Annotated in this window: 32 protein-coding genes; 10 read left to right on the forward strand and 22 right to left on the reverse strand. The window is 34.3% G+C overall.

The annotated features are described in order from the left end of the window. Nucleotides 1–184: 184 nt before the first annotated feature. Nucleotides 185–511, forward strand: coding sequence for a hypothetical protein (locus AAGU22_RS02095; protein WP_458720593.1), 327 nt, complete (start codon nucleotides 185–187; stop codon nucleotides 509–511). Between the two features lie 96 nt (nucleotides 512–607). Here the strand turns inward: AAGU22_RS02095 and AAGU22_RS02100 are convergent, their stop codons facing one another. From AAGU22_RS02100 to AAGU22_RS02125, 6 genes are all read right to left on the reverse strand, one after another. Continuing rightward, a complete protein-coding gene (locus AAGU22_RS02100; RefSeq protein WP_458720594.1) occupies nucleotides 608–940 on the reverse strand; it encodes a hypothetical protein in 333 nt (110 codons plus the stop codon). A 62-nt stretch (nucleotides 941–1002) separates the two neighbouring features. Beyond that, the gene (locus AAGU22_RS02105) at nucleotides 1003–1299 is read right to left on the reverse strand and encodes a hypothetical protein (protein ID WP_458718895.1); all 297 of its coding nucleotides are present in this window, start codon (nucleotides 1297–1299) and stop codon (nucleotides 1003–1005) included. 19 nt (nucleotides 1300–1318) lie between these two features. Beyond that, nucleotides 1319–1624, reverse strand: a complete 306-nt coding sequence (locus AAGU22_RS02110; protein ID WP_458720595.1) for a hypothetical protein — start codon at nucleotides 1622–1624, stop codon at nucleotides 1319–1321. Nucleotides 1625–1684: 60 nt separating this feature from the next. After that, a complete protein-coding gene (locus AAGU22_RS02115) occupies nucleotides 1685–2923 on the reverse strand; it encodes a PQQ-dependent sugar dehydrogenase (protein WP_458720596.1) in 1239 nt (412 codons plus the stop codon). Between the two features lie 111 nt (nucleotides 2924–3034). Then, nucleotides 3035–4327, reverse strand: coding sequence for an ABC transporter permease (locus AAGU22_RS02120; RefSeq protein ID WP_458720597.1), 1293 nt, complete (start codon nucleotides 4325–4327; stop codon nucleotides 3035–3037). Between the two features lie 349 nt (nucleotides 4328–4676). Further along, on the reverse strand, nucleotides 4677–5390 hold the full coding sequence (locus AAGU22_RS02125; RefSeq protein ID WP_458720598.1) for an ABC transporter ATP-binding protein: 714 nt from the start codon (nucleotides 5388–5390) through the stop codon (nucleotides 4677–4679). Between the two features lie 797 nt (nucleotides 5391–6187). On the opposite strand from AAGU22_RS02125, the gene AAGU22_RS02130 reads away from it, so the two are divergent. Then, complete coding sequence (locus AAGU22_RS02130) at nucleotides 6188–6607, forward strand: hypothetical protein (RefSeq protein WP_458720599.1); 420 nt, start codon at nucleotides 6188–6190, stop codon at nucleotides 6605–6607. A 42-nt stretch (nucleotides 6608–6649) separates the two neighbouring features. On the opposite strand, the gene AAGU22_RS02135 is transcribed toward AAGU22_RS02130, so the two are convergent. From AAGU22_RS02135 to AAGU22_RS02170, 8 genes are all read right to left on the reverse strand, one after another. Continuing rightward, nucleotides 6650–8173 (reverse strand): dihydroorotase, encoded by a 1524-nt coding sequence (locus tag AAGU22_RS02135; RefSeq protein ID WP_458720600.1) that lies wholly within the window; start codon nucleotides 8171–8173, stop codon nucleotides 6650–6652. Nucleotides 8174–8205: 32 nt separating this feature from the next. Next, nucleotides 8206–8943 (reverse strand): ribose 5-phosphate isomerase A, encoded by a 738-nt coding sequence (gene rpiA, locus AAGU22_RS02140; RefSeq protein ID WP_458720601.1) that lies wholly within the window; start codon nucleotides 8941–8943, stop codon nucleotides 8206–8208. A gap of 115 nt (nucleotides 8944–9058) precedes the next feature. Continuing rightward, nucleotides 9059–9856 (reverse strand): hypothetical protein, encoded by a 798-nt coding sequence (locus AAGU22_RS02145; RefSeq protein WP_458720602.1) that lies wholly within the window; start codon nucleotides 9854–9856, stop codon nucleotides 9059–9061. A gap of 71 nt (nucleotides 9857–9927) precedes the next feature. Continuing rightward, nucleotides 9928–10098, reverse strand: coding sequence for a 50S ribosomal protein L37e (locus tag AAGU22_RS02150; protein ID WP_196818086.1), 171 nt, complete (start codon nucleotides 10096–10098; stop codon nucleotides 9928–9930). A 27-nt stretch (nucleotides 10099–10125) separates the two neighbouring features. Continuing rightward, on the reverse strand, nucleotides 10126–10359 hold the full coding sequence (locus AAGU22_RS02155; protein ID WP_149861860.1) for an LSm family protein: 234 nt from the start codon (nucleotides 10357–10359) through the stop codon (nucleotides 10126–10128). Nucleotides 10360–10438: 79 nt separating this feature from the next. After that, a complete protein-coding gene (locus AAGU22_RS02160; RefSeq protein ID WP_458720603.1) occupies nucleotides 10439–11170 on the reverse strand; it encodes a creatininase family protein in 732 nt (243 codons plus the stop codon). Nucleotides 11171–11217: 47 nt separating this feature from the next. Continuing rightward, nucleotides 11218–12096 carry a formyltetrahydrofolate deformylase gene (locus AAGU22_RS02165; RefSeq protein WP_458720604.1) on the reverse strand — a complete coding sequence of 293 codons (879 nt, stop codon included), beginning with the start codon at nucleotides 12094–12096 and terminating at the stop codon, nucleotides 11218–11220. 15 nt (nucleotides 12097–12111) lie between these two features. Further along, the gene (locus AAGU22_RS02170) at nucleotides 12112–12372 is read right to left on the reverse strand and encodes a hypothetical protein (protein WP_458720605.1); all 261 of its coding nucleotides are present in this window, start codon (nucleotides 12370–12372) and stop codon (nucleotides 12112–12114) included. Nucleotides 12373–12467: 95 nt separating this feature from the next. On the opposite strand from AAGU22_RS02170, the gene AAGU22_RS02175 reads away from it, so the two are divergent. From AAGU22_RS02175 to AAGU22_RS02190, 4 genes are all read left to right on the forward strand, one after another. Beyond that, the gene (locus AAGU22_RS02175; RefSeq protein WP_458720606.1) at nucleotides 12468–13079 is read left to right on the forward strand and encodes a hypothetical protein; all 612 of its coding nucleotides are present in this window, start codon (nucleotides 12468–12470) and stop codon (nucleotides 13077–13079) included. Between the two features lie 284 nt (nucleotides 13080–13363). Continuing rightward, the gene (locus AAGU22_RS02180; RefSeq protein WP_458720607.1) at nucleotides 13364–13534 is read left to right on the forward strand and encodes a hypothetical protein; all 171 of its coding nucleotides are present in this window, start codon (nucleotides 13364–13366) and stop codon (nucleotides 13532–13534) included. 83 nt (nucleotides 13535–13617) lie between these two features. Then, a complete protein-coding gene (locus AAGU22_RS02185) occupies nucleotides 13618–13878 on the forward strand; it encodes a hypothetical protein (RefSeq protein ID WP_458720608.1) in 261 nt (86 codons plus the stop codon). A gap of 396 nt (nucleotides 13879–14274) precedes the next feature. Beyond that, on the forward strand, nucleotides 14275–14673 hold the full coding sequence (locus AAGU22_RS02190) for a hypothetical protein (RefSeq protein ID WP_458720609.1): 399 nt from the start codon (nucleotides 14275–14277) through the stop codon (nucleotides 14671–14673). Nucleotides 14674–14704: 31 nt separating this feature from the next. Here AAGU22_RS02190 and AAGU22_RS02195 read toward each other — a convergent pair whose 3' ends face one another. Continuing rightward, nucleotides 14705–15157 (reverse strand): 50S ribosomal protein L15e, encoded by a 453-nt coding sequence (locus tag AAGU22_RS02195; protein WP_196818093.1) that lies wholly within the window; start codon nucleotides 15155–15157, stop codon nucleotides 14705–14707. A 134-nt stretch (nucleotides 15158–15291) separates the two neighbouring features. After that, complete coding sequence (locus AAGU22_RS02200) at nucleotides 15292–15471, reverse strand: 30S ribosomal protein S30e (protein ID WP_148687371.1); 180 nt, start codon at nucleotides 15469–15471, stop codon at nucleotides 15292–15294. Nucleotides 15472–15622: 151 nt separating this feature from the next. Between AAGU22_RS02200 and nadA the strand changes: the two genes are divergently transcribed. After that, complete coding sequence (gene nadA / locus AAGU22_RS02205) at nucleotides 15623–16573, forward strand: quinolinate synthase NadA (RefSeq protein WP_458721727.1); 951 nt, start codon at nucleotides 15623–15625, stop codon at nucleotides 16571–16573. Nucleotides 16574–16893: 320 nt separating this feature from the next. On the opposite strand, the gene nadC is transcribed toward nadA, so the two are convergent. Genes nadC through AAGU22_RS02220 form a run of 3 tightly spaced genes read right to left on the reverse strand, consistent with a single transcriptional unit; the run spans nucleotide 16894 to nucleotide 18724 of the window. Then, the gene (nadC, locus tag AAGU22_RS02210) at nucleotides 16894–17850 is read right to left on the reverse strand and encodes a carboxylating nicotinate-nucleotide diphosphorylase (RefSeq protein WP_458720610.1); all 957 of its coding nucleotides are present in this window, start codon (nucleotides 17848–17850) and stop codon (nucleotides 16894–16896) included. Between the two features lie 10 nt (nucleotides 17851–17860). After that, nucleotides 17861–18049: a transcription elongation factor subunit Spt4 gene (gene spt4 / locus AAGU22_RS02215; protein WP_458720611.1), complete on the reverse strand. Its 189-nt coding sequence runs from the start codon at nucleotides 18047–18049 to the stop codon at nucleotides 17861–17863. A 24-nt stretch (nucleotides 18050–18073) separates the two neighbouring features. After that, nucleotides 18074–18724 carry a DNA-directed RNA polymerase gene (locus AAGU22_RS02220; RefSeq protein ID WP_458720612.1) on the reverse strand — a complete coding sequence of 217 codons (651 nt, stop codon included), beginning with the start codon at nucleotides 18722–18724 and terminating at the stop codon, nucleotides 18074–18076. Between the two features lie 164 nt (nucleotides 18725–18888). Here AAGU22_RS02220 and AAGU22_RS02225 point away from each other — a divergent pair, with 164 nt between their 5' ends. Both AAGU22_RS02225 and AAGU22_RS02230 read left to right on the forward strand, forming a co-directional pair. Beyond that, a complete protein-coding gene (locus AAGU22_RS02225) occupies nucleotides 18889–20001 on the forward strand; it encodes an Mrp/NBP35 family ATP-binding protein (protein ID WP_458720613.1) in 1113 nt (370 codons plus the stop codon). A 97-nt stretch (nucleotides 20002–20098) separates the two neighbouring features. Beyond that, nucleotides 20099–20608, forward strand: coding sequence for a GTP-dependent dephospho-CoA kinase family protein (locus tag AAGU22_RS02230; protein WP_458720614.1), 510 nt, complete (start codon nucleotides 20099–20101; stop codon nucleotides 20606–20608). Between the two features lie 407 nt (nucleotides 20609–21015). On the opposite strand, the gene AAGU22_RS02235 is transcribed toward AAGU22_RS02230, so the two are convergent. The 3 genes from AAGU22_RS02235 to AAGU22_RS02245 form a co-directional block, all read right to left on the reverse strand. Then, nucleotides 21016–21927 carry an adenylate/guanylate cyclase domain-containing protein gene (locus tag AAGU22_RS02235; RefSeq protein ID WP_458720615.1) on the reverse strand — a complete coding sequence of 304 codons (912 nt, stop codon included), beginning with the start codon at nucleotides 21925–21927 and terminating at the stop codon, nucleotides 21016–21018. Nucleotides 21928–22199: 272 nt separating this feature from the next. Then, nucleotides 22200–22994 carry a hypothetical protein gene (locus AAGU22_RS02240; protein ID WP_458720616.1) on the reverse strand — a complete coding sequence of 265 codons (795 nt, stop codon included), beginning with the start codon at nucleotides 22992–22994 and terminating at the stop codon, nucleotides 22200–22202. A gap of 176 nt (nucleotides 22995–23170) precedes the next feature. Beyond that, nucleotides 23171–23623, reverse strand: coding sequence for a hypothetical protein (locus AAGU22_RS02245; protein WP_458720617.1), 453 nt, complete (start codon nucleotides 23621–23623; stop codon nucleotides 23171–23173). A 334-nt stretch (nucleotides 23624–23957) separates the two neighbouring features. On the opposite strand from AAGU22_RS02245, the gene AAGU22_RS02250 reads away from it, so the two are divergent. Then, complete coding sequence (locus AAGU22_RS02250) at nucleotides 23958–24932, forward strand: iron-containing alcohol dehydrogenase (protein WP_458720618.1); 975 nt, start codon at nucleotides 23958–23960, stop codon at nucleotides 24930–24932. Nucleotides 24933–24973 lie beyond the last annotated feature (41 nt).

The following is a 24973-nucleotide window of genomic DNA, read 5'->3' on the forward strand; positions in this document are numbered from 1 at the left end:
GCACTTTGATTCCTTATATATCAGCTTAAGAGTTTTCCATAGTAGATTCATAGTACAAACGCAAGAAAAACAACAAGAAAAATATTAGTTGATACCAGGTGCTTCTACGATTAAACCACTCAAGGTAAATAATATATAAAATCATTGATATGGTACCTTGTTATCACATGAACCGAGGGAAAAAGTGGAATTGAACGAATCAAGTTCTGATAAAAACAGTAACGTCGATAATACTATAAAAGTAAATGATAATCAAACTACTCAAGCTAAAAATCAAACTAGTCATAATATTAAAGCCGATGAGGAAATTTCAGATGAGACGCTTGCTGCCAAAAGTCCAACGAATCTTGATAAGAAATATCTCACCAGTGCTGATCTGAAGACGAAGTTAACTTCAAACTATTTTTGCTTCGATTGCGGAGCGGTGTTGACTACCTTAGAAGACAAAAAACAACACGAATTATTCGAAATTGAAACAAAGGATCGAAATGATTTAGAGAATGGTGATTAACTAAGGAATGAAGCAATTACTGCCATACATTATTGTTTTTATTCGCTGTAATATTTAGGGACCCGCCCTTCATTTTGGATTGTTATGATATATTAGTTAGGTATCATTATGTTCATATCTTTGAATATCTATAACTACTTTATCCCCAACCTTGATCTTTAGATCGTCATATTCTTTCATGGTTACTTTGAAAGTAGGGGCATCGCTGACTACGCCTCCACCAAACATATTAGAGATATTTGACATGGCTTTAGGCAGATTCTTCATAAGGTCTTCAGGAGAAGTAAAAGCCATTACATTGGAACCAAAAGGATTCATTTGCTTATCACCAGATTTTAAATATTCATTAGGATCCTTGAATGATACGTATATATAAGGAGAACCATCAGTGGATGCTTCAATTTTGGCAACTATGAATTCTTTTTTCATTTATATTTATTAGTGATAATCGATATAATAAATATTTAATTCTAAAAAATGGCGCTGTTAACTTAGGCGTTTGGCACCTCCTTGTTGTGTATTTTTACAAATAGATTCAACCAGTTTTTGACATGATCTAGTTTACACTTCTCTTTACTACATGGAAAGTAATCGTCAAATCCTTCAGTTCGATCCTTGATGTACTGCATAGTTCTTTCAATCAGACTTTTCTCAAACGAAGAATTGATATGGTGTTTTAGTTTTAGGAATCTACAAGCCATTGGGTACCAGGTTCCACCGTCTGTTGATACGACATGTTTTCCGTGAATCTTGATCAGACCTGAAATAAATCTCTCTGCGATAAGCATGTTCCTCTCCTTGGATTTATTAGCTAAGAAAGAGTGCGAGAATTTGCCTATTTTCTGGTTCGATTGCTGCCCATAACCAGGAGTATTCTGAGCCGACTTTTATTAATGTCTCATCAATGAGGTATTCTGATATTTTTGTTCTTCTTGTTGAAACCTTTTGAGGTTTATACCTTTGAATCCAATTCCAAATTGCAACGTGACTTCTATTGATAATATGTAAAAAGGACAATGCCTTGGCAGTATTTCTAAGCGATAAGCCAAGAAAGTACAAATACAGACCATAGTAAATATGCTCTGAAGATGTTTTAGTTCTTTTACTTAACATAACAGAAATAGAGCGTCTTTAAGCTAAAGATTTATCGTTAAGTTAACAGGGCCTAAAAAATTAAGAGATTTTATATATATTTCCACTTTCTAAGGAAACGATATATATATCTCCATCTGGACCTGTTTGAATGTCCGTAATGCTGCCAAATCCTGTTCCTAAAATGTAACTATTCAATTCTTCCTCTGAATCAATAATAGCGTCCTGTATTTCCAATCCGTCTCTTTGGTCATTTAATTTAAAAAAATACAGGTTACCATTATTATTATCTCCTACTAAAATATTGTTGGTGTAGTCGGGTCCTAGGTTGGTACTATTGATGAATTCTATGTCTGTGATCGCAGTGGGTTCAAGCCAACTTATCTCTGGATCTGAATAGTTAGAATTGGGTGAAAGGAAGACAAGATCTTTTATTTCGTCAGGTGATGCAGTTGGACCCATTATTGATCTCCAACCGCTATTAAATCCAGGCTCTACCCGATTTATTTCATCAGAAAAGGATGGACCATTCTCTGTGTCCCAGACATCTCCGGTAATCGGATCTACAGTAAGACCAAAGGAATTTCTAATACCGTATGCAAAAGTTTTATCAATATTAGGAACATCGCTCCCTACAAAGGGATTATCGACAGGTGCAGAACCTGTATGTGGATCAATCCTGTAAATAGAACCAGTATAGTCTGGATCTCCTCCATTCTCAAAATTCTGTAATTTAGTTCTGTGGTTTAAATCCCCTATTATGGCGTAAAGATTGTTGTCCTTGCCTAGAATTATCTTACCACCATTGTGATTTGGTCCAGGTATGGCGGGCAAATCTAAGATCAACTTTTGATTAGTAAGATCAGTACCATCCCATTCAAAACTATACACTCTATTACGCAAGTTCTCATTGGGGTCTGTCACGGTTTGATCAGCGTCGTTTTCGGTAACATAAAAGAAAACTACTGTGGTGTTATTTTCCTTCATTACTTCCACTCCTAATAACCCGCGTTCACTTTCAAAATTGACGTCAAATTGCTTCAACGGAGTATCCTGTAATATGCCATCTGAAATTAATTTTACGTTACCTTTTTTTTCAATTACTATGATATCCTTTCCAGAATCGTCAAGAAATGCCATTCCTGTAGGCGACGTAAAACCCCTGTAGACTGGTTGCAAACTGAGGTTCGGATCTTTTATAGTCTGAGCACTAATCAATCCAATATCAAGTGACTTGGACTGGGTGATCAATAAAATCAACAAGCAGGTCCACACGGTCAATAGGCCAGTACAGCATAAAGACCTAAGTTTTAAAGCCATTGGGATAATATTTAGAACATTTGATATAAATTAGTATTATTTTTCGTTCAAAATCGTAGAATGAGTTTGGTTATTTATGAATCCTTTAGTGATTTCGCCCAAATAAATCATCTAGGTTTTTGGTCTTAACGCTTCTATGGGGCTTACCTTCGATGCTTTCCAAGCTGGCAACAATCCTGCTATTACACTTAGGACAACAGAGATTATCCATACAGTAATCATGTCGCCCATAAAAAAAAGGGGAATGAGTGGAGGATCACCTTCATTTCTGGGGGTAGCTTGAGACAGTGCATACCCACCTCCTACACCTCCAATTAAACCCAGAGTTGCACCCAGCATACCTATTATCAAAGCTTCAAAAACGAACATTGTTAAAATGTTAGAGCTTTGTGCACCTATTGCTTTTAACGTACCTATTTCTCTGATTCTTTCAATCACGGAAGTATATAATGTGGTAATTATGCCTACTGCACCAACTATTAATGAGATAATGGCTATGCTCAACAAGAAGGATGTAATCCCCCCTGTAAATTGCTCAATGGTCTTGAGTATGGCTTTTACTGTTGTTACCCCTATATCATTTCCATACAATTTCTTAATTTCGCTTTCAACAACATCAACTAACTCATTGGATGATGCTACTACAAATAAAGAATCATACTTGCCTGATTTTTGAAATAGGGAATCGCCTGCATCCAGGTTAATGACTGCTGCATTGTCTATTGTTGGATTGCCTGTTGATTCCATTATTGCGGTAACCAAAAAATTCTTAGGTATTGTGTCTTGTTTGCCAGTTGTGTCATCAATAAATGAATATTCTAATTCTATTGTCTCACCCAATGTTACAAATGGGTTGTCTTCTCCAGGAGGTTTGGCAATATTTTCTGCAATTACAATTGCAGATGGATCATTTTGTTTTATTTGAGAACCCTCTTGTAAATCAAGGGTCGGTGCAATTACAAATAATTTATTTGGATCTATAGATAGTGCTGCATTTGTTTTTTCTTCACCCTTAGATTTGATCAATACCTGAGACTGATAAGATGGTATAACTTCTTCGATAAAGGGCAATGAATTAATTCTGTTTATGACTGCCGCATTTAGTGTTATCTTGGAACCTGCAGAGCCTCCTCCGCCTCCTCCGCCTCCACCGCCTCCACCGCCGGAGCCAACAGTACCTGAGCCCTGTTCTTGACCACTTGTAACAAACAAAATGTTAGGAGCTAAATTACTAAACTGTTTATTAAAGAATTCAGTAAACCCTGCTCCTACACCATTTACTGCTACTAGTAGACTGGTCCCCGCCATAACCATTAGAATGGTCAGAAGAGACCTGATTTTTCTCTCTTTTAGTGCCTGAAATGATAGGACAAATATTTCCTTAATGTCCATTGACTCTATCACTACTCACTACTCGTTCATAACTAGATCCAAACCTTAATTGTGGTGGTGAACTACCATGACCGCATCTCAAAACTTTAAAGTATAACATCATGAAAAAATTGGTATTTAGGATTAAACCGAAATTGAACTTACACAATAGAAGGATTCTATCTCTAATTAATGTGGATTTATAAATTTGATGATTCTTTGTTGTCTTTATATTTTGTGTCACCAGAGCTTTTATCCGTGTTATCGTAATCATCACAATAATCGCTATTATATACAACAAAATAGACTTAAAGTTATCTAAGGTATGATGAAAAAATGTAGATTTACTTAACTACATGACTGAATTCACAAGAAAAATATTTCAGGTAACTATGTTTTCTTCCCGTTCTATTTCCCCATCCTTGAGATATATTATACGATCGGTTTTAATTGCCAACTCCGGATTATGCGTGACCATTATTATGGTCCTATCGTACTTATTAGACAACATCTTGAGCAAATTAAATACTTCATTACCCGTTTTAGTATCTAAGTTACCGGTAGGTTCATCAGCCAAAATTATGGAGGGATTATTCATTAGGGCTCTAGCGATTGCAACTCGTTGTTGCTGACCACCACTTAAATTGAATGGTTTGAAACTACCTTTGTCCTCAATTCCGAGCAATCCCATGATTTTTGAAGCCCTTTCTAACCGCTCCTTTTTATTTAATCCTGATATTATACATGGGATTTCAATGTTCTTTAAAACAGAAGCCCTGTTAATTAAATTATATGACTGAAAAATAAATCCAATCGCATTGTTTCTCAAATAAGCCAGATCATGATCATTTAAAGAAAATACATCTACACCATTGATATAAATATCTCCAGATGTCGGTCGATCTAAAGTCCCTAGTATGTTTAGAAGTGTAGATTTACCGCTACCGGAGGGACCCACAATAGCCACAAATTCTCCCTTTTTAACATCAAAATCGATATTTTTTAATATCGGTGTTTCTCCGGCTGTCGAAGCATAACTTTTGTAAATTCGATCAACTTTAAGGATTGGATCAGAAGAAGGAGATGAAGACGCCATTTAAGATTTCAATTCTATATTATTACTCATATAGCTATATAAAAATTGAAAACAGTTAGGTCTATCAAAGGATCTTTCTACTGAATTATTCACATTACAAAAATTGTGGTTTTCATATGTGAAACTAAATGTATTACTTTTTTCCTCTGAGTGGATACAAATCATCAAAATCCCATTAATTGAACAAATAAAACGATTCATTTCTATCGACTAGACCTGACCTTAGGTTTTATACATAAGATAACGGATAACAGGATGAATTGATGGATAGATGGATAATAATTGTACGGATCCTACAATAAACCAAATTAGTCTTGTTTACTCGTGGTAGATTAGGAATCTAAAGTGTCTGCATCTTTTCTTTTCTTGAATCAAAACAAGATTAGTTTTTGTGGAGATATGACCAGATTTGACAGTTGCTTCAAAGCAATAGTCAAAATTTAAATATTGTATAGTAAAATATAATATAATATTCTTATGAAAAAAATTTATTTAATAATATTATATACTTTTATCTTAGGAGGAATATTATTAAATTTCGAAAGAGACGTTATGTCTTATGCCCAAGAGAATGTTGATAGAAACATAATACCGTTGCTTATTCCTCCATATCAGATGATTAAGGATCTTGGGTCATCAGATTTAAATAGGATTAATGTAACCTATGTCAATAATATTCCATAACAAATAGATAGTTTATGGTACCGCATAAATTTCTAAATTAATAATATAGAAATATTTATCAAAATCCATTAATATGTAAATCTAATAATTCAATTAGACATATGAATCGTGGATTGAATTTTTATGCTATTATACTTGTGACAATAGCTACTCTAGTTTTTTCTGTTAATGAATTTGGAGTGGTTCATGCAACTACTGGTATTGATCTAGGTAATAATCCCTCTCAATCTAATCAAGTACCTGATTTAAAATCTGATCCAAATGACAACGACAATAACAATAACAATAACAATAACAATAACAATAACAATAATGACGACAACAATAACGACAAGAGCAGCAATAACAACAATAACAATAATGACGACAACAATAATGACGACAACAATAACGACAAGAGCAGCAGCAGTACTACCACTACCACTACTACTACCAGCAAGGACGATGTGCCTATGGCTTTACCATTTAATTCAAATATGGCCGATGAATCTGATGATGAGAAGGATTATTCAAGTGTAATCCCTTTCCCATGATTTTAAAAATATCCGTTTTAATGTGTTAGCCGATTCTATGTCTTATTCATTCATTACGTGATTATTCGATCCTATAAATTTCCCATGTCCTAAATTTTCAGGAAGTACCATTCCATTTTCCATAATTATTTTTCCCCTTGATATGGTTGTGATGGGCCAGCCTTGCAATTTAATCCCGTCATATATTGTGTAGTCTGAGGAAGATTGCAAAAGGTCTGGGGTTACTTTTTGTACCAAATTCACATCTATAATAACTAGATCTGCATCTGAGCCCTTTTGTATTGTACCTTTTTTAGGAAACATTCCAAATATCTTTGAAGTATTGTAACTGGTTAATTCTACCAAGCGCTGTATTGGCAGTTGTCTTAGATTTACACCATAATGTAGTAAGACGGGTAACATAGTGGCCACTCCAGGAAACCCTGCTAGTGCGGTCCAGATGTCATTATTTTCCCCGGACTTTAAACTCAAGGTATTCGCAACGTGATCGGTTCCTATAGTATCAATTACTCCGTTTTTTATAGCACTCCATAAACTAGCTATATCATTCTTGGAGCGTAAAGGTGGTACAACCTTGCCCCTTAAATCACCAAAATCTACTGAGTGAGTCAAATAATGCGGACAGGTTTCAATATAGGCATTACAGCCTCCAATTTGCCTCTCAGTTAGTATAGCATCCAATGCACCATTTGATCCTATATGAACAAAGTAAATATTGGATCCAAATTGTCTAGCCATGTTCATTATCTTTTTTATGGCTATTACTTCGCTCTCGGGAGGTCTACATTTAGACCATATGTAAAGTGGATTATCCTTGCTAGGGTTTGTTGGATTATTTTTTATATTTTCTGCACCTGCATCTAAAGAACTACTATCTGTTCTTGACTTTTCTAATTTCTTCTCCTCAATGAGATTCGCACACGTATTATGGTCTTCTGCGTGTACGAGAACAACCGAATTCTTCAATGTTGAAGACTTGCCGACGACGCTATTACAGAGTTCATCTGAAATGAACACATTTTTCGGTAGACGTAAATTTCTATGAGGGTACATATCCATCAATATCCTATTATCTGTCGAACCTAGATTCATGTAGAGTTTGAATGAATGTATCCCACTTTGATACAAATAAGAAATATCATTAATTTGATCAGAATTTAGTATCGATGCATGTATGCCATAGTCTATGAAATGGTTCCTTGCACTAGCTTCTAGATGCTTGGATATTTCATCTTTATATGATTCATATACTCTAAGCATCCGCATAATGGTGGTCACCCCACCAACCGCAGCAGATTTGGATTCGGTTGCTGCAGCCTTTTCAATAGGTGAAAATACCCCATAATGTACGTGGGGATCGATTAATCCCGGTAATACATACTTATCATTTGCATTTATTGATTTTGAATAATTTACACTAGCTGATGAATTCGTCAGTTCTTTAATTTTTCCATTTTCTATGAGTATGTTTGTTCTTAGAACTCCTACTTTAGGTATCACAGCATTTGCATTCTTTATTATTAGATCGCAGCTATTACTATTGATATGATCATAATCGTTACTCATTAATATCACCTGATGAGCGAAAAAGATTGCGTCTAGCCAAGTTCTCTGGTCAGATTCGGGGGATTTTCATAGACTTTGTATCGGTCATTCTCGAGGGCACAATAACAAACATTTGCAGGTTGTACAAAGAACCCCGTCTCAATAATCCCGGGTATTTTCTTTAGTTCTGTATCCAATTGAAGAACATTAGAATAATCATTAAACATGACGTCTAGAATAAGATTTCCATTTTCTGTTATATAGGGATAACCCCTCTCCAAAGTTCTGAGTATTGGGACACCATTTAATTTATCCAAAAAAGGTAACGTTGCAGTTCTCCCAAATGGGAGGATTTCCAGAGGCACTGATCTCGAAAAACGCGGCACAAATTTTGAGATGTCTCCAACAATTATTGTTTTTTTAGACGAGTAGTATAAGATCTTTTCACGGAATAAAGCTCCACCACCACCTTTTATCATAAAGAACTTGCTATCAATTTGATCTGCTCCGTCTATTACAATGTCTAAAAAAGGGATTAATGATTCATCAACTACGCTTAATTTCTTCCTCTCGGCTTCAATTTTTATTTGTAATGAGGTACAAATAAATTTACACTTTTCTATTATTGAAGGTGGTAACAGATTTACAATTTTAGCTGAGGCCCGCCCACTACCTAATCCAATAATACGCGGTTTATTGGATAAATGATTTTCAATGATGTGTTGGGCAATATTTTCAAAGCTTTTATCCAAAGGGGTATTATTTTGAGAACTGGAAGTGGGAGAAGACATAATTCTTTATAGTGAAAATGATGAAAGTATATTTAAATCGATTGAAACGCGCGAAGCACTTACAACTGTCGTAGTCAAGATACTATTGCAATTCCTATGTTCGTATTGTGATTATTTATGAATCCCCTAACCTTTTTAATGTTTTAAGGATGTCTTTTTGTATTTTGTCAATCTCGTTTAAGTCAATGTTTCTATTCGCGGATTGCTTCGAATCCGGGGGAACCGGTGAAACCGATGATGTTCCTATATCTTCATTGATTTGAGAATACTCTTTATTCATATCATTAATTGATCCTCCTGTTTCTTCCAATCCTTCTATGCCAAATCCTAGTTCTCTCTTGTTGTCGCTATCACTATAACTATCATTACCCCTACCAATCTGTGAAAATGATTCATTCTTTTTCTTGTTACCCGATTTTATTGTTTTAATCTTATCTAGTATCAAGGCAGGTTGTTTGAGGTATGCATCTAAATGGGTTTTATCCTTATCCTTATCCTTAAAATTTTGTTCATTATTACCTAATCCCAAACTTGTTAGCTTCGTATCTATTTTTTTTACATAATCTGATAAAATTGAATTTAACTGATTTCTATACTCGTATATTTCCTGTACCTCTAGTATTGGGTTAAGCTGAAAGACCCGTTTATCATACTCTTCTAACAGATTGATATATTTATGCGATAGCCTGTCCCTTTCATACTCGTCTATTTTTTTTTCATCAAAATGCTGGTTAATCTTGTTTAAAGCTTCTAAAGCAACTGATTTTTCAAAGTAAAGACTGCTTAACTCATACTTTACATTGCCGAGAATTTTTGACCGACTCTCTCTTCTTATTTTAATAATTTGGAAGACAAAAAGGGCACAAATTATGCCTAACATGGTTGAACTGGCAACTATGAGTATCTCTATCATGTTAATGCTAATTATAATGACATGTTGGTTTATAAAAATAAAATAATGTTAAATAAGTAAAAATTAGAAGGTTATTTTACTCGCCTTTTTATCCATTTATATTTTCTGAGCTTTGGATCGGGATATCCACATTTTGAACAGGTTTTGCCACGTTTGTGAAATGAATTATGTCCGCATCTTCTACATCTAATATGTGTCTTCTTGCGGGTAAATTTACCCATAGATGTTGTTCCTTTTGTCAATTCATTTTACCTCAAAATTAATTGTAGTTATTTGAACTGAGGGGGAGAAATTATAACCACATTATCTCCTCTCACAACGATATTTCCAATTTCATCTGTCTTTCCTTCTTCTAAAATTTCCACAGAACTTTCTAATAATAAATTCATATGTTGATCAAAACCTTGTAAGTTTCCTCTAATAACCTTACCACCCTTCAATTTTATCAAAACATCTCTACCGAGGCTTTCATCGAGGACTTTAACTGCCATATCTACTGACAACTTTATCTAACCTATTTTCTATCAAATGGATGTCCTATATTAAATTTAGTTTTTTCTTATTTTATACAAACATAAAGAATTACCTATAGTTGGGGTCTGTAATTAGAGACGAAATTTTTTCTATTACCTGGGAAAGCATTTTATTTCCTACTGTGGAATTGGCATTTAAGGGATTTCCCCATATTCCATTTTTAGTAAATTTCGTAAATCCTGCTGGATTGTTAATTGACATGTTTGTACCCAGTTTATACAAAGAGCCGATTTCATGATATTTTGTATCCAATCCTGCCTTTGCAAGATCCATATTAACAAGATTTGGATGTATAGCCATCATGAGGGAAGTTTCTACCTCTCCTGCATGATCAAATCCTGTTTCAAGCATTTGCCAATAGTTAATAAAGTAGAAAAAGTCTGAATTTATGGCATATTTTGATAATAAATTCTGTCCGACATATTGTAAAAGGCCAATATTACCATGATGTCCATTGATTACAAATATACGTTTGATACCGTGCTTTGATAGGGACTGACAAATACAAGAGATAAAGTCAACTAATATGTTATAGTCTATTGAGATGTTAAAGAGTGGTTCATGTTCATAAGATACGCCATAGAAAAGAGAAGGAAGCAATAATACTTTCGATTTGATTGATACAATGTTTGAGATATGTTCTACAATAAGAGTATCTGTCGAAAATGGTAAATGATCTCCGTGCTGTTCTATGGAACCAAGAGGTAAAATGGCCGACTCGAAATTGAAATCTTTTATCAAGCTGGAAAATTTGTTTTGATTGATATTCTTGATTTCCATTATTAATTTAATTAGGATCGTTGCGCTATGCTATAAAACATATTTGATTATTTATAACTGACTTTGCCCCAATAGATCTCTAATTTATCTTCTAAAAACAGCTTTACTGCTTCAAGCAGTGCAAGAGCTTCAGCAATTTGACCTTTTATCTTGATAGATTCCAATGTGTCTTCTGTCAAAACCTTAAACGATTCTTGAATAATTATGGGACCTTGATCTAGATCTTCTGTTACAAAGTGTGCGGTACATCCAATTATTTTTGCACCTCTTTCATAAGCTTGTACATAGGCAAAAGCTCCGGGAAAAGCAGGCAATAAGGATGGATGGATATTTATGATTCTATTCGGATAGCGCCATACAAAATTAGGCGTTAGTATTCTCATATACCTTGCCAAAACAATAAGGTCAATGTCGAAATTTTCAACTAGTTGTAAAATTTCATTTTCTGCAACACTTTGTTCCACGTGGTTTACAAAATGAAATGGTATGGAAAAGGAATCTGCAATTGATTTTAGCTTTTCATCTGAGCCAATTATCAAAGAGATATTGCAATTTATTTCTCCAGAGGCGCGAGAATTTAGAATTTTCAATAAGCAATGATCTTCTCTGCTTACTAGGATTGCGACATTCTTGACTTTGTTCTCTTCATGAAAGTGTACCTTCACTTCCATGGCTAGTTTTCTGCCCAGCTCATCCAATTCCATTTGCATCTTTGATTTATCAATCGTTGGAAATGACGCCTCAAGATGCATTCCAAAGAGTCCTTTTACTACATTCTGGTTTATCTTTTCAATGTTTCCACCGTTTCTAAATATGTAGTTAGTTGTATCTGCTACAATTCCTTCTTTATCTTTACCCACAATAGTAACTTCAATATGTGTTTTAGTATTTTTTGAATCTGTGATATTTGTACCGGTATCTCCCATTTATGATGAAAGATATTAATTATCCGAGATAAATGTGATGCATCTAAACACGTGTGTAAACATACAGTTTGCTATCGTGTCTATGGCAGACTGCTTAAATTTGATGTATTGCTGCCCGTCTTGCTTACTTGCCAAATTGCTTGCGCCACAAACCAAATGACCTAACGATAGTGGAAGGTGTGTGCGAAAGGAAGAAGCAAACCATATTTCAAGACAATAGAGTTTTAATGCTTCAATTATCACATCAGGTGACAGATTCGGGATGAGCTTTGACAATAAATATAATAGTTTTTTATTTAGTAAAAATTTGATATAAGATAGTAGTATATTTATTTTAAGAACTATACATATTATACACATTACCTTAACTTATGATGTTTACATTAAACAATAAAAAACCACATATTTTAGCTGTGGTTGCAGTGGTGACCTTTGCACTATTTTTGAGTCCCACTTTAGCTGTGAATGACGTTTTGGCTACAGACAAGAAAAACAAAGGAAATGATTCTGATCAAGACATCGATCAAGGTCAATCTTCACGACAAAATGCACAATGCGTCTCTGGTGAAGATGTGATAGCATCTTGTAACAATTTGAGCGTTCAAGACCAGGACAATGATGGAAATAACGCAGCAGGGCAACAAAATGGAAAAGGTAAAGGAAATGATTCTGATCAAGACATCGATCAAGATCAAGAAAGCAAACAGAACAGTCAGTGTGTAGCAGGAGGTAGTATTGCTGCATCTTGTAACAATTTGAGCGTTCAAGACCAGGACAATGATGGAAATAACGCAGCAGGACAACAAAATGGTGGAGATAACAAAAAAGGTAAAGGAAATGACGGAGATCAAGACATCGATCAAGATCAAGACAATAAACAAAATGCACAGTGTGTTTCTGGTGAAGATGCAATCGTATCTTGTAACAATTTGAGCTTCCAAGAACAAATCAACAGCGGAAAGAATGCATTAGGCCAAGACTAGCTAATCTCTTCCTTCAATTTTTTCATTTCAGTATCTGATTTTTGCTTTCATTTTTTTTTCTTATATTCTATAGGATTAAGTTGTATTCAATCTTTGAATTTATTATGAAACAATCAATATCGTTTTCATCTATTCATCTGTCGGTCTAGTATCTGTCTTCTGTTTCTTTTAAAGAAATTACCTTTTAAATAATTAATTTGTAATTATTTAGGTAAAAATTTTATATCCTTTTACAAAGGATCAATTTAATTTATTAAAAGGTTGAATTTATTACTAATTATAAAATGGGTAGTAGAAAGAGAAAAACTGCAAGACCAGTACGAAAAACAAAGTCTACTGAGGGACGATGTCCAAAATGTAAGACCATAGTAAGATTCAATGTTTCTGGCCAAGTGGGCAGCGAGATCTATGAATGCATAGGTTGTACTACAAAGTTCAATATTGATGAGCTGTAATTAAAAATAGAATAGTTTGATGACAGAATACATGAAGTTATATCACGGTAATGTTTTTTTATTGCAAAATTTTTATGTATTTAGTGTCTAATAGAATAGAATATACTGATAAAGTCTATCTATACAGCAGCGGGATGCCTGCAGAATTGATAGATAGAAGTAAAGAAAAATTAAATGAACATGGCGTTAATCTTAATGATTTGATAGTAATTGAATCACCAGAAAATGTTCCTGAGGGAGCAATTATGATAACTCTCTGGCCACACTATTTGTCAGTCGCAAAAGTAAAGAGAGTCAGAGAAGGGTCTATCTATGCACCTCAGTTATTTAATATAGATTTGTAGCTTTACACTACAGCATGTTTTTAACCTTTTTTTGCAAAAGAGACAAACATAAAGAATGTCCGGGTAATTGGCCAATTGACGAGACTTGCGGTCCAGACGAAGATTGCTCCTTTGACATGAAAATGACAAGGTGCGAATGTGACTGTCATGATACAAATACACCTAGCTCAAATAGAGTAGACTAAGAAAAAACCTAGTCTTTGCTTGACTCTAAAAAGTGGTTGTGCCGACCATGTTGGTAAGCACCTTGTGTAGTAGATTAACCACTAAACTCGTCGAACAAATTTTTTACATAAAATCGAATGTTGAATAATGTCTTAATTTTTATCTCATCATTGGCAAAAAACAAGAAATAATAATATGTTTTAAAGCAATACAATTACAACTGTATTAACGATGGAAAATAAATATAATAATCATCCAGGTAGATCTGTTTATCATGACAAGTGTATCGCATTTTTGAATATTTCTGAAAAGATTCGCTATGTTGGAATAATAAATAGATTTGGTAGAACATTATCAGGCAAGCTGCGAAAGAATGTGAAACCATTATTATCTCCCGAACAGGCTAGAGATGAACACTTTATCGAATCTATGAGACAACAACTTCGAATTTCCTTTGAGTCATCGATTGGAAAAACCATATTCTCTATTACAAAAAATGAATTTGTTACCCTATTATTAGTTCCATCTAAAACTAGTGATGATGTTATATATTATGTAACTATAGACAAGGACGTTTCACTTGACGAAGTCAACGACATCATAAATAAAGTAATTGAAATAGAAGGATAAAAAGAAAAAAATAGTTTTACTACTAATCTAATTAGTTAAAATTTATTCTACTTCTCATTTCTTTATCCTTTATGATAGCTGGGTGATTTGTATCTACTAATATTACTTCAAACCAAGAATACATTCCGTCTTGATAAAGCAAATATGATCCCATCACTCTTAAATTCAGGTATTTTTCATTGACACGTCTTTCGGCTACCCTTTTCATACTAATACTTTGTTTGATGTGAACTACACCAATGTGTTTTGGCCTTCTGCCTGATACAGGACGTTGTTTTCTCATTCCTCCTCTTCCAACACGAATTCTTACCACAATTATGCCTTGTTTAGCCTTGTAACCTAATGCTCTTGCCCTATCTATGCGACTTGGGTGTTCTATCTTATGTATTGTGGGTTCTCTTCTCCATACATACGCTTTATTCTTTATTTCTGGAGATCTCGTTTTCAACATTGTCTTCCATGTTTCCGCAATATGGCTGTACATGTTTTTGCTTTGTTTTTACCCATTAATATTTTATTTGGGTAAAAAACAATCAAGAAAAGATGATAATGGTTAAATTATAAACTTGATTAATTAAATAAAATTTAGAAAAAACAGAGAATGGCAGGCAGGATTATTTAGCGTCTATGCATTCTTTCTGGCTTTTTCTGTCCTGGTTGAATCCTTTTTTCAAATCTTTTTACGAAGTTATTCTTATTCCTAACTTTAGATGAAGGGCTAGTTCTTTCACGTGCTTGTATTTTGGGAGTTTGACCTCTAACCTTTCCAGCTTTAGTTAATGATCCGTGAGTCGGCATGAGCTATTAATATTGAAACTCATATTTATTATATGCATTTTGAAATTAGAATATTATAGGCAACAATTACCCGCATAGAAATATTCATGGCAATCAAATACTAAATCACTATTATTTAAATTGAAGAATATCATAATTTGTTATGCAAGTAATGTCAGTATTGAAACTAGAATACGCGGAAGAAATTCAAAGACTAAAGAAAGAAAAAAATGCAATAATTCTGTCGCATAACTACCAAATTTCTGAAGTTCAAGATATATCTGACTTTATTGGAGATTCTCTTAAACTATCTAGATTAGCTGGGGAAACAGATGCTTCAATTATTGTATTTTGTGGCGTCCATTTCATGGCTGAAACAGCTTCAATAATAAGTCCACACAAGAAAGTCTTGATACCTGATTTGGAAGCTGGATGTTCACTTGCTTCTTCTATTAATCCACAAGAACTCTTAAAATGGAAAGGGGAAAATCCGGATGCTATGGTTGTAAGCTATGTGAATACATCTGCAGAGATAAAAGCTTTATCGGATTATTGCTGTACTTCTTCTAATGCAGTAAAGGTAGTACAGAGTATTCCAAAGGAGATTCCCGTCCTGTTCTTGCCCGACATGTTTTTGGGAGCTTATGTTGCAGAAGTAACGAAAAGGGATAATATTAAGATATGGCCCGGTGAATGCCATGTACATGCTGGTATTACAGACAAAGATATCAATTTAATGTTGAAAAAGTATTCAAAAGCCGAATTTTTGGTCCACCCTGAATGTAGCTGTACTTCCTCTACACTATACCACGTGTCTAAAGGGGATATCAACAGAGATTGTAAAATATTATCAACAGAAGGAATGATGAAAGAGGCTAGCTCCTCAAAAAATGATCAGTTTCTAATAGCTACAGAAGTGGGAATACTTCATAGGATGCAGGAAGAAAATCCATCTAAAGAATTTATCCCTGTAAAAAAAGACGCAATATGCAAATATATGAAAAAAATAACAATCGAAAAAGTATACAATTCACTCCTTAATGATGTTCATGAGGTAAAAGTTCCTGAAAATATTGCAAAAAAAGCCATAATACCGATAGAAAGAATGTTGGCAATTTCTTGACCGGGGCCTATCATACCCCACTCTCTATCACTCTACCACCAACCTTCTTGTTTGCTTTCTCCCTAGTCATCTAGGTTACATCCTTACATCATTTACCATATCCATCTACGATATATTACTAAGGTTAGAGGAATCAACTGCTGCCATACAAAAACTACAAACCTAAACATGATACGTTCCAATATCTAATTACAACAAGAACACCTATTAATACTGCTACTGATATTACTAACGCGACTTTAGTACAATTAATTTTATCCTATAGCTTGATAAGATTGTAAAAAATTAATTGAACTGATATTCGATGTGTAAATGTAGTATTATCCGGGAATTTCAAGACTGAAATCTATTGCTTGAACTGAATGAGTTAACGATCCAATAGAGATAACATCTGGTTTAGCAATGGCATAGTCATAAATATTATCCAAATTTATGCCCCCAGATACTTCGATAATGATTTTATCGCGTAAGCCTAGTTTCCTAACTCTGTCTAATGACTCTTTGACATCTTCTGGTTTAAAATTGTCCAGCATTACTATGTCGGCCCCTGATTTTATTGCTTCCAGTATACCACTAAAATCATTTACCTCGCATTCTATTTTTCTTTTATTTCCATACACAGACTTGGCCTTCTCAATAGCTTTTTTCACAGAACCAACAACTGCGATATGATTGTCCTTTATTAGTATCAGTTGATCAAGTCTTACCCTGTGGGATATGCCGCCCCCGATGACTACGGCCTTTTTATCAAAATACCTTAGTCCCGGAACAGTTTTTCTTGTTGAAGAAATCTTCACAGTTTTTGACAATTCTCCTAATTTTTCGATAAATTGGTTAGTCCGGGTAGATATTCCACTCATACGCATCAAAAGATTAAGTGCTGTTCTTTCTCCCTTTAGAATCGATCTTGATGATCCGTCTACTGCCAGCACATCTGTACCTTTTGCTATTTTTACTCCATCATCAACCAGAAGTGTTGCTTCGCATCCACAAATATCAAAAATAATTTTTGCCTCTGAAAGTCCGCTAACTATTATGTTTTTTCCGGCGTTCTTACAAACTATTGCTCCATTAGAAATAGTCTCCTCTGGAATCAGTAAATTGCTTGTAATGTCTCCAGTGCCAATATCCTCATTTAAGAAGCCGACCAGTGTGGCTCTTTTTTCTACCTCTGATTGGAATGGAACACCATGTTCTTCCTGCTCCCGCTCCTGCTCCTCTCGCCCTTGTCCTAAATCTCTTAAGTTTGAATTATAAAAATTGTTATAATTTTTCAATTCAAAAATGTTATGTAACTTTTAAAGCATATTTGTGAGGAACAGATATTTCCAATGTAGCTGCGACCTTTGATTTTTCTGGATGAAGTATCAACATGATTCCAAACCAGTCTTTGGATAATTCAGTAGACTTACAAACTGGACACATTTTCCCAGTGGTTAAAGCCTTGCATTTTTTACAGGCGTATTCTCTTACCAACAATATCACTACTCGGTATAATTTTTATCTCTTGTCTTTTTTTGCATCTCTGGAATGTGCGCTCTCTGCGCCTTTTTTGTCTGCATTGTTATCCTTACTGTTAGAATTTTCCCCACTTGCTCCCCCTTGGGCACGTCGTATCTCCTTTTCTACCCATTCTAATGCACCTAGAAATGGTTGTCTACATGTGATTCCTATCTTGCCCATTGATGCACTCTTTCCTAAGCTAATTGCTGTGATTCTTGCACGTATTTTGGAGCTTATTCTTAAAGTTTTTTCAGATTGATTTGATAATATCAAACCTTGTTTAACATCACTTTTTAAGTAATCATCGGTGATCTGAGATAAGTGTAAGAGAGCGTCAGTTGGACCTATTCTAACAAATGCACCAAAATCTGTAATTTCTACTACCTCACCCTCTACGACTTCGTGAAGTTTAGGATAAAACGTTAAAGCTGTAAAATTTACTTTGTGATATGTAGCTCCATCCCCAGCAATAACCTTGCCTACAGCGTTGGTTTCTGCATCTATGATCAAAATAACATAACCCAAATCTGAACTGACCATACTTTCATATTTTTCTTTTAGGATACCAATTGCAGTTAACTTTAGAGAATTAGTTAGCTTACTAGGGGGAATTCTTACTACATCGGACATATGTGCTATAGCAAACATAATAAAGATAAAAGATATCCAGAACTATCAGTTTATGAACTTTATGTTTAATTTTGATTAATTATGTGGAAAGATCCATCCTTAATTACTGTTTAGACTATTTTCATTCTTGCTTTTGAGAATGAATGATTTAAATAGAATAATAACTCGATTTTTATATCGTTATGGTTACTGTAGATAAAGTCATTAGTGCCTTAAAGACTGTCAAAGATCCTGAATTACACAAAGATATAGTTTCTATGGGTATGATAAAAGATATTACCATTAATGAAGATAAACTTGCTTTTACATTGGAATTAACTACCCCTGCCTGTCCATTTAATAGCGAAATTGAGCAGGATGTGAGAAATACTATTTCAAATTTGGGAATCAAAGATTTGGATCTTAAAGTTACGGCTAGAGTGATGGAGGGCAGGACAATAACTATGGATCAGATCCTGCCTGGAGTAAAAAATATACTGGCTGTTGCAAGTGGGAAGGGTGGTGTTGGAAAAACCACTGTTTCGGTGAATTTGGCCGTAGCTCTTGCAAAAACCGGTGCTAAAGTTGGCATATTAGATGCTGACGTTTATGGGCCCAGTGTACCTTTGATGTTGGGACTAAAAGAGGTCCCAGAGGTTTTCGAAGGTAAGATTCAACCTCCTATTACTGAAAATGTTAAGGTAATGTCTATGGGATTCTTTTATGAGCAGTCCCAGCAAGCTGGAATATACCGTGGTCCTATTATTGCAGGTATAGTAAAACAGTTCATAACGGACGTAAACTGGGGCGAACTTGATTATCTTATTATTGATTTACCACCTGGTACTGGTGATGCTCCCCTAACCATGGCACAAACAATACCAATTACCGGGATCCTTATTGTGACAACCCCTCAAGAAGTTGCTATGAATGTAGCCGTTAAATCAATCGGTATGTTCAACAAATTAAACATACCTATAATAGGTGTGATAGAAAATATGAGCTATCTAAAATGTCCTAATTGTGATGAAAAAATACATATTTTTGGAGAAGGTGGAGGAATTAAGATTAGTGAACAGTTCAAAATTCCTTTCATTGGTGAGATACCTTTGACAACCCAAATTATGAAAGGAAGCGATAGCGGAGTATCTGTCCTCATTTCTGAACCTACATCTGAATATGCTCAGGCTTTTAATAAAATCTCCAAAATCACCGCAGGAAGAATAAGCGTTATTGCATCAGAACTGATGGACCAAGAACAAGAACAACAAAAAGAACAACAAAAAGAACAACAAAAAGAACAACAAAAATCATAGAGTTCTGGATAATATTTAATAATTCTTTAAACCAAACCTTGAGAGAAAAGAAACAAAAAAGAAACCTTTCTAAAATTTTTAGAGGAGAGACAAGAATTTGAAAATCGATCAATCCCAATTGAATCTTTTGAAGGAGCCTTTTGGGGTATTAATCAAGGACGATAATATCAATAAAGAGTCCTTAAACGGAGAAATTGGAAGAGCAAACAAGATAATAACAGTAGGAGATACTACTACTGAAAAACTGGTGCGTTTAGGCTATATTCCTGACATCTCGGTTGTAGATGGAAAAGAAAAAAGGATAAAAAAACCCGAGAGATTTGAATATACCACTGATAAAATTTTATATTTCGAGAATAAACCAGGAGAGCTTGATGAGCGTATAATTACAGAAATACTGCAATTAACTAAAAGCAAATTAGAAAGCAAAATCCAATTCATTATTGAAGGTGAGGAAGACTTGGTTGCGCTTCCGTTTCTCATGTTTTCGCCAGATAATTGGGTCGTATGTTATGGACAACCATATCAGGGCTTGGTAATAGTGCATGTAAGCGAAGATTCTAGAAGCCGGGCCAAGTTAATATTTAATAAAGTCTTTAACATTTAGAGTTCAACAATACAGGGTATGATGATACGGTGGCTGTATGAATATACAATAAAAGAGATGATTTGATTTTACCATTTACTGACCCTGAATTTGTTTTTTGTACTTTTTATTTAATTTTTTAGGTTTGTACTTTTTTCATCTTCATTTCTATATCGATTATGACCTGCTTCTTCTTGTCAGCAATCACATCCACAACCATCTCTGCTATTATCAAAAGTGCCTATGCCATATTTCTTCATACATACATTGCATACACTCTCAGATTCATTAATTGTAGCAATATTACAAAACGAACATACTTTCGTCATATGTGTAACTCTATGAAGATCAAAAATAAATCCTTATCTAAAATTAACATTTTCCTCTTTTATCAATGTCTAGAGTTTAAATATGAACCAGGTAGATACTTAGGCGCGGTTCAGGTAAAGTTTGTATATCGTTCCTGTCTCGTCGCTGATATAGTTCCAGTTTTCAGGATTGATCGCTACAACAGAAAAATATTCTTGTTCCTCTTTTGATAGTACATCATAAATTAACTGGCCCACTACTATGTGGTTAACCTTAGCAAAAGCAGTCATTTTGGTAGCAATACTAATGGTGTATCCTAGTATATCGTAAGACGGTTTCTTATCGGATATCAATTCGCTAGTTTTTTGAATGGTTTTATAATCATACAGTGTTAGGTCGTTTACATTATCTACATGTGGATAATACTTTACGATTACATTTTCGCCGTAATCAATACCAATTCTAACCCCGATCTCCGGATAATCATATTGACTAAATACCGGATTGAATCCATGATTGATAACTTTAATCATGGTACGGGCGCAATTTATTGCATTAATACAAAGGGTATACAAATGGTCGGAACTAACATTAAAAAAACCAATTATTCCATCACCAATATATTTCAAAACATATCCTCCATAGAGACGGATGATCTTGGTCATCTCCTGACTAAAAGTTTGAATTATTTTAGACACCCTTTCTATCGGGAGATTCATTGACAATTTCGTAGACCCTACTATATCGATATTTAGAATTATCAGTTTAATTTTTTCATTATAGTAACTGCTGAGAACCTGTTGAGTTTCTTCAAACGGGGCTGTAAAAATGGGATCTGAACGTAAAGCTTTCCACATACTTGATTGGGAAGCGGTAATAATTTTTTGGATATCTATCAGAGCATCTACGTAAAAGACAGAGGCATTATCTACCATATTGTTGCCTATCAATCTGTTATTTTCATGATCTTTTTTTTCATTTAGATTCTTTATGACCTCATCAACTTCCTCTACATCAATATCTAGCTGCAATGCGATTATCTCTGGAGAAATTCCGGAATCAAAGAGATTTACAATCGTTTGATGTTGCTCATATTTGGCAATTTTCTTTATTGTTTGACCCTTTTCTAAGTTGTTATCATCTGATTGAGAAATTCTCTTTTCACCTTCAATAATGATAAATCATGGTTAAAAGTCTATAGCAGATTATCATTTATAATTTTTGCCAATATCGTATTGGTTAATTTGGATAATGATTCTAGATTTATTAATAAATTGCATAAAAAACCACTTTCTAATTGACTTTAGTCAATGTTTTTGACCTTCCTGTCGGACTTTTTTGCTGTCGGGTAAATGAAATCTTCTCTACTGCTATCACCATAACCATCTACATCATTATCACCACCCAATCTTTTGAGGGCGGTTAAAATTTCCTTCTCTATTTTATCTATTTCTGGGTTTGAATTTTTTTCAATGGGGCGATCAGTATCAGCGAAGCTGTTGGTGTTTGTAGATTCCTTACTGTTCTGCACAAAGTCTGTTGCTGTGTCCTTAGAAGCATCATCACTACGTTTGTTGTTTGTCGATATTTCTGAAAATGAATGATGATTAGAAGTAGGGGATGATGATGTGGTTGTAATCGCGGGTTCTGATTTTAATGGAGAAAAGGATGAAGTTTCTTTTGCTGGTATAGGTCGAGTTTCTGAGTCTTTTGGTACAGTTGCAGTTTGTCTTGATTCTGCTATTCTAGAGCTCATTGAATTTTGACCATATAGAATAGTATCTTTAAATAGACTTTGAGAACCTGATTCCTCAGTACTGGGAACACTAGTTCGGTAATAAGTCGAGGGATCGAGAGAAGATTTGGTACAGTTGAATTTATCCTGATTAGCGGAGATTACTAAAACTTGGTTGTATAAATAGGATAATTTTGATTCAACTCTATCAAGTTTTTCATCTATTTTCTCTTGTAAATCAATATTTTTATAATGAATTTTTTGTATTTTAAAATAAATAGTCAATATTATTAATGAAATGGCAATTGTTTGAGCAAAAATTGCGACTATCAATAAATCGGAGGTAATTTCAAAACCAAACATTTCAATAAGAAACGGTAAATTTTTTCTCGCTTTTAAGTCTAATTATTTAATTGATTGTTGGGATGGTGTGGGTGAGTCGGCCAACGACGGTTTTCCTCTCATTCACAGCGATGGGTATCTAAAAAGAAGGTAGGAAGAGATGAAGGGGATTGGAAGAAGGCAAAAAAAAGAAAGACCTATGCATTCCATCGAATTGAATCTGTATTTCGAATAAGATATGAAATTCGTTTGAGGACACTTTTTGTATCATCTCCACATCCATACTGGGAATAAAAATTGTTTCTTATATAGCAGGATTTGGATAATTTCTGATCGACTAATTGCACATTCTTATATTTTATCAGGCCTAGGTTAATTTTTATCAAATCTGTGATTACCTGTACCAAGCCTTTTCTTGAAGCATATGCTTTGTCTCTCTTTACATACCAAAACATCCTAGTTGGGTCTTTGGAATAATTACTAAATACTAATTCCTTTAGTTCTGTGGACCTTTCAATATCAAAGTGCCCCAGGATTTCTATCTCTTTTTTGGACAGGTTGTAAATGAAATTAGCAAATTTGGAGCAAGAAGAACAATAATTATCATATATTAAAACCGGAAAATGAAACTTTACGTCCTTTTTTTCCATACCTGTTATTATGCATCCTAACTTTTATCTTATTAACAAGAATTTTGAGTGTCTAAAGCACTTATTTTATCATGAGCGTGTAACATGCGGATATATACCATTGTTCTATTGGATCTTAATAAGGCTAAAATATCTTGTATGTTTGATGACTTGAAAATTACTTTGATTCAAAATTTGATCAATATGCCCAATCAGGATCTGCAAAATCGATTTTGGTTCACAAAAACGAGGCCGTAAGGATGTTGCTATCCCGTTTTGATACATTGTACTAAAAAAGAGTGATCCATATTAATCGATAAGGTGGACATCTAGATATTAGAAGAAAATATTTAAATTGAAAAAAACATTTCAGGGTAATGTGTGGAAGATTTTAATTCCAAAAAAAATCGCATATGGAGAAAATGCCGCAAAGGAATTTGATTACCCTGAAAATGCATTAATAATAACAACCACAGAGAGCAAAATTTATGAAAAATGGATTGACTATATGGGAATAAAAAATTATCACATTTATGATAAAGTCACTCCTGATCCAGCTATTGAATCCATTGAAACCATAAAAAATGAATTTGATGGAAAAAATGTGTCTTGTTATATCGGGTTGGGTGGAGGTAGCTCACTTGATGTGTGTAAATACTTGAGCAAGATGACTGGTGTCCCAAAAATTCTAATACCTACTACATTTGGAACAGGTGCCGAGATGACTACTTATGCTGTGATTAGTTTTGATCATAAGAAGAAATTACTACAGGATGAGGCATTCTTGGCTGATGCTGCTGTTATTGATCCATACTTTTTGCCTGGGACTCCATTTAATATCATGCGTAATTCTGCATGTGATGCTGCAGCACAAGCCTCCGAGGGATACGACAGCAAGTTGGCAAATCCTCTAACAAAATTGTTTTGCAGAGAGGCATTTGATATTCTGGAAGACGCTATAATCAACGATAAACCTGATTTATTGCCTTATGGGGCAATGCTTTCAGGAATAGGCTTTGGCAACTCATCAACTACCTTAGGACATGCCTTATCATATGTTTTTTCTAACGAGGGCGTTCCACACGGATATTCTTTATCTTCATGCACAACTATTGCCCACAAATTTAACAATTCTGTCTATTATGATAGATTCAAGAAAATATGCCAAAAACTAAAATTTGAGCCCTTAAAACTTAACCAACCTCTGGATGCCGCTGCAGATGTTATTATGCCTGATAGGGGGCATTTAGATAACAATCCGAGACAAGTTACAAAACAGGACATTATAAAGTGTCTTGACGAGATTGTAAACAGTAATCCCCTTGCATAAAAACCCTATTTTTTTATTTTTTGCTAGGAAAAACTATAAAT

The sequence above is a fragment of the Candidatus Nitrosocosmicus sp. R genome (assembly GCF_054408505.1).

Coding starts and splice junctions, on each gene's coding strand:
- AAGU22_RS02135 (WP_458720600.1), bottom strand. CDS start 8,173: ATGAGTAACGATTATGATCATATCAATAGTAATAGCTGCGATCTAATA.
- AAGU22_RS02240 (WP_458720616.1), bottom strand. CDS start 22,994: ATGTTTGGTTTTGAAATTACCTCCGATTTATTGATAGTCGCAATTTTT.
- AAGU22_RS02245 (WP_458720617.1), bottom strand. CDS start 23,623: ATGGAAAAAAAGGACGTAAAGTTTCATTTTCCGGTTTTAATATATGAT.
- AAGU22_RS02190 (WP_458720609.1), top strand. CDS start 14,275: ATGGAAAATAAATATAATAATCATCCAGGTAGATCTGTTTATCATGAC.
- AAGU22_RS02175 (WP_458720606.1), top strand. CDS start 12,468: ATGATGTTTACATTAAACAATAAAAAACCACATATTTTAGCTGTGGTT.
- AAGU22_RS02160 (WP_458720603.1), bottom strand. CDS start 11,170: ATGGAAATCAAGAATATCAATCAAAACAAATTTTCCAGCTTGATAAAA.
- AAGU22_RS02200 (WP_148687371.1), bottom strand. CDS start 15,471: ATGCCGACTCACGGATCATTAACTAAAGCTGGAAAGGTTAGAGGTCAA.
- AAGU22_RS02145 (WP_458720602.1), bottom strand. CDS start 9,856: ATGATAGAGATACTCATAGTTGCCAGTTCAACCATGTTAGGCATAATT.
- AAGU22_RS02225 (WP_458720613.1), top strand. CDS start 18,889: ATGGTTACTGTAGATAAAGTCATTAGTGCCTTAAAGACTGTCAAAGAT.
- AAGU22_RS02115 (WP_458720596.1), bottom strand. CDS start 2,923: ATGGCTTTAAAACTTAGGTCTTTATGCTGTACTGGCCTATTGACCGTG.
- AAGU22_RS02110 (WP_458720595.1), bottom strand. CDS start 1,624: ATGTTAAGTAAAAGAACTAAAACATCTTCAGAGCATATTTACTATGGT.
- AAGU22_RS02125 (WP_458720598.1), bottom strand. CDS start 5,390: ATGGCGTCTTCATCTCCTTCTTCTGATCCAATCCTTAAAGTTGATCGA.
- rpiA (WP_458720601.1), bottom strand. CDS start 8,943: ATGTCTTCTCCCACTTCCAGTTCTCAAAATAATACCCCTTTGGATAAA.
- AAGU22_RS02180 (WP_458720607.1), top strand. CDS start 13,364: ATGGGTAGTAGAAAGAGAAAAACTGCAAGACCAGTACGAAAAACAAAG.
- AAGU22_RS02220 (WP_458720612.1), bottom strand. CDS start 18,724: ATGTTTGCTATAGCACATATGTCCGATGTAGTAAGAATTCCCCCTAGT.
- AAGU22_RS02100 (WP_458720594.1), bottom strand. CDS start 940: ATGAAAAAAGAATTCATAGTTGCCAAAATTGAAGCATCCACTGATGGT.
- nadA (WP_458721727.1), top strand. CDS start 15,623: ATGTCAGTATTGAAACTAGAATACGCGGAAGAAATTCAAAGACTAAAG.
- AAGU22_RS02105 (WP_458718895.1), bottom strand. CDS start 1,299: ATGCTTATCGCAGAGAGATTTATTTCAGGTCTGATCAAGATTCACGGA.
- AAGU22_RS02165 (WP_458720604.1), bottom strand. CDS start 12,096: ATGGGAGATACCGGTACAAATATCACAGATTCAAAAAATACTAAAACA.
- AAGU22_RS02195 (WP_196818093.1), bottom strand. CDS start 15,157: ATGTACAGCCATATTGCGGAAACATGGAAGACAATGTTGAAAACGAGA.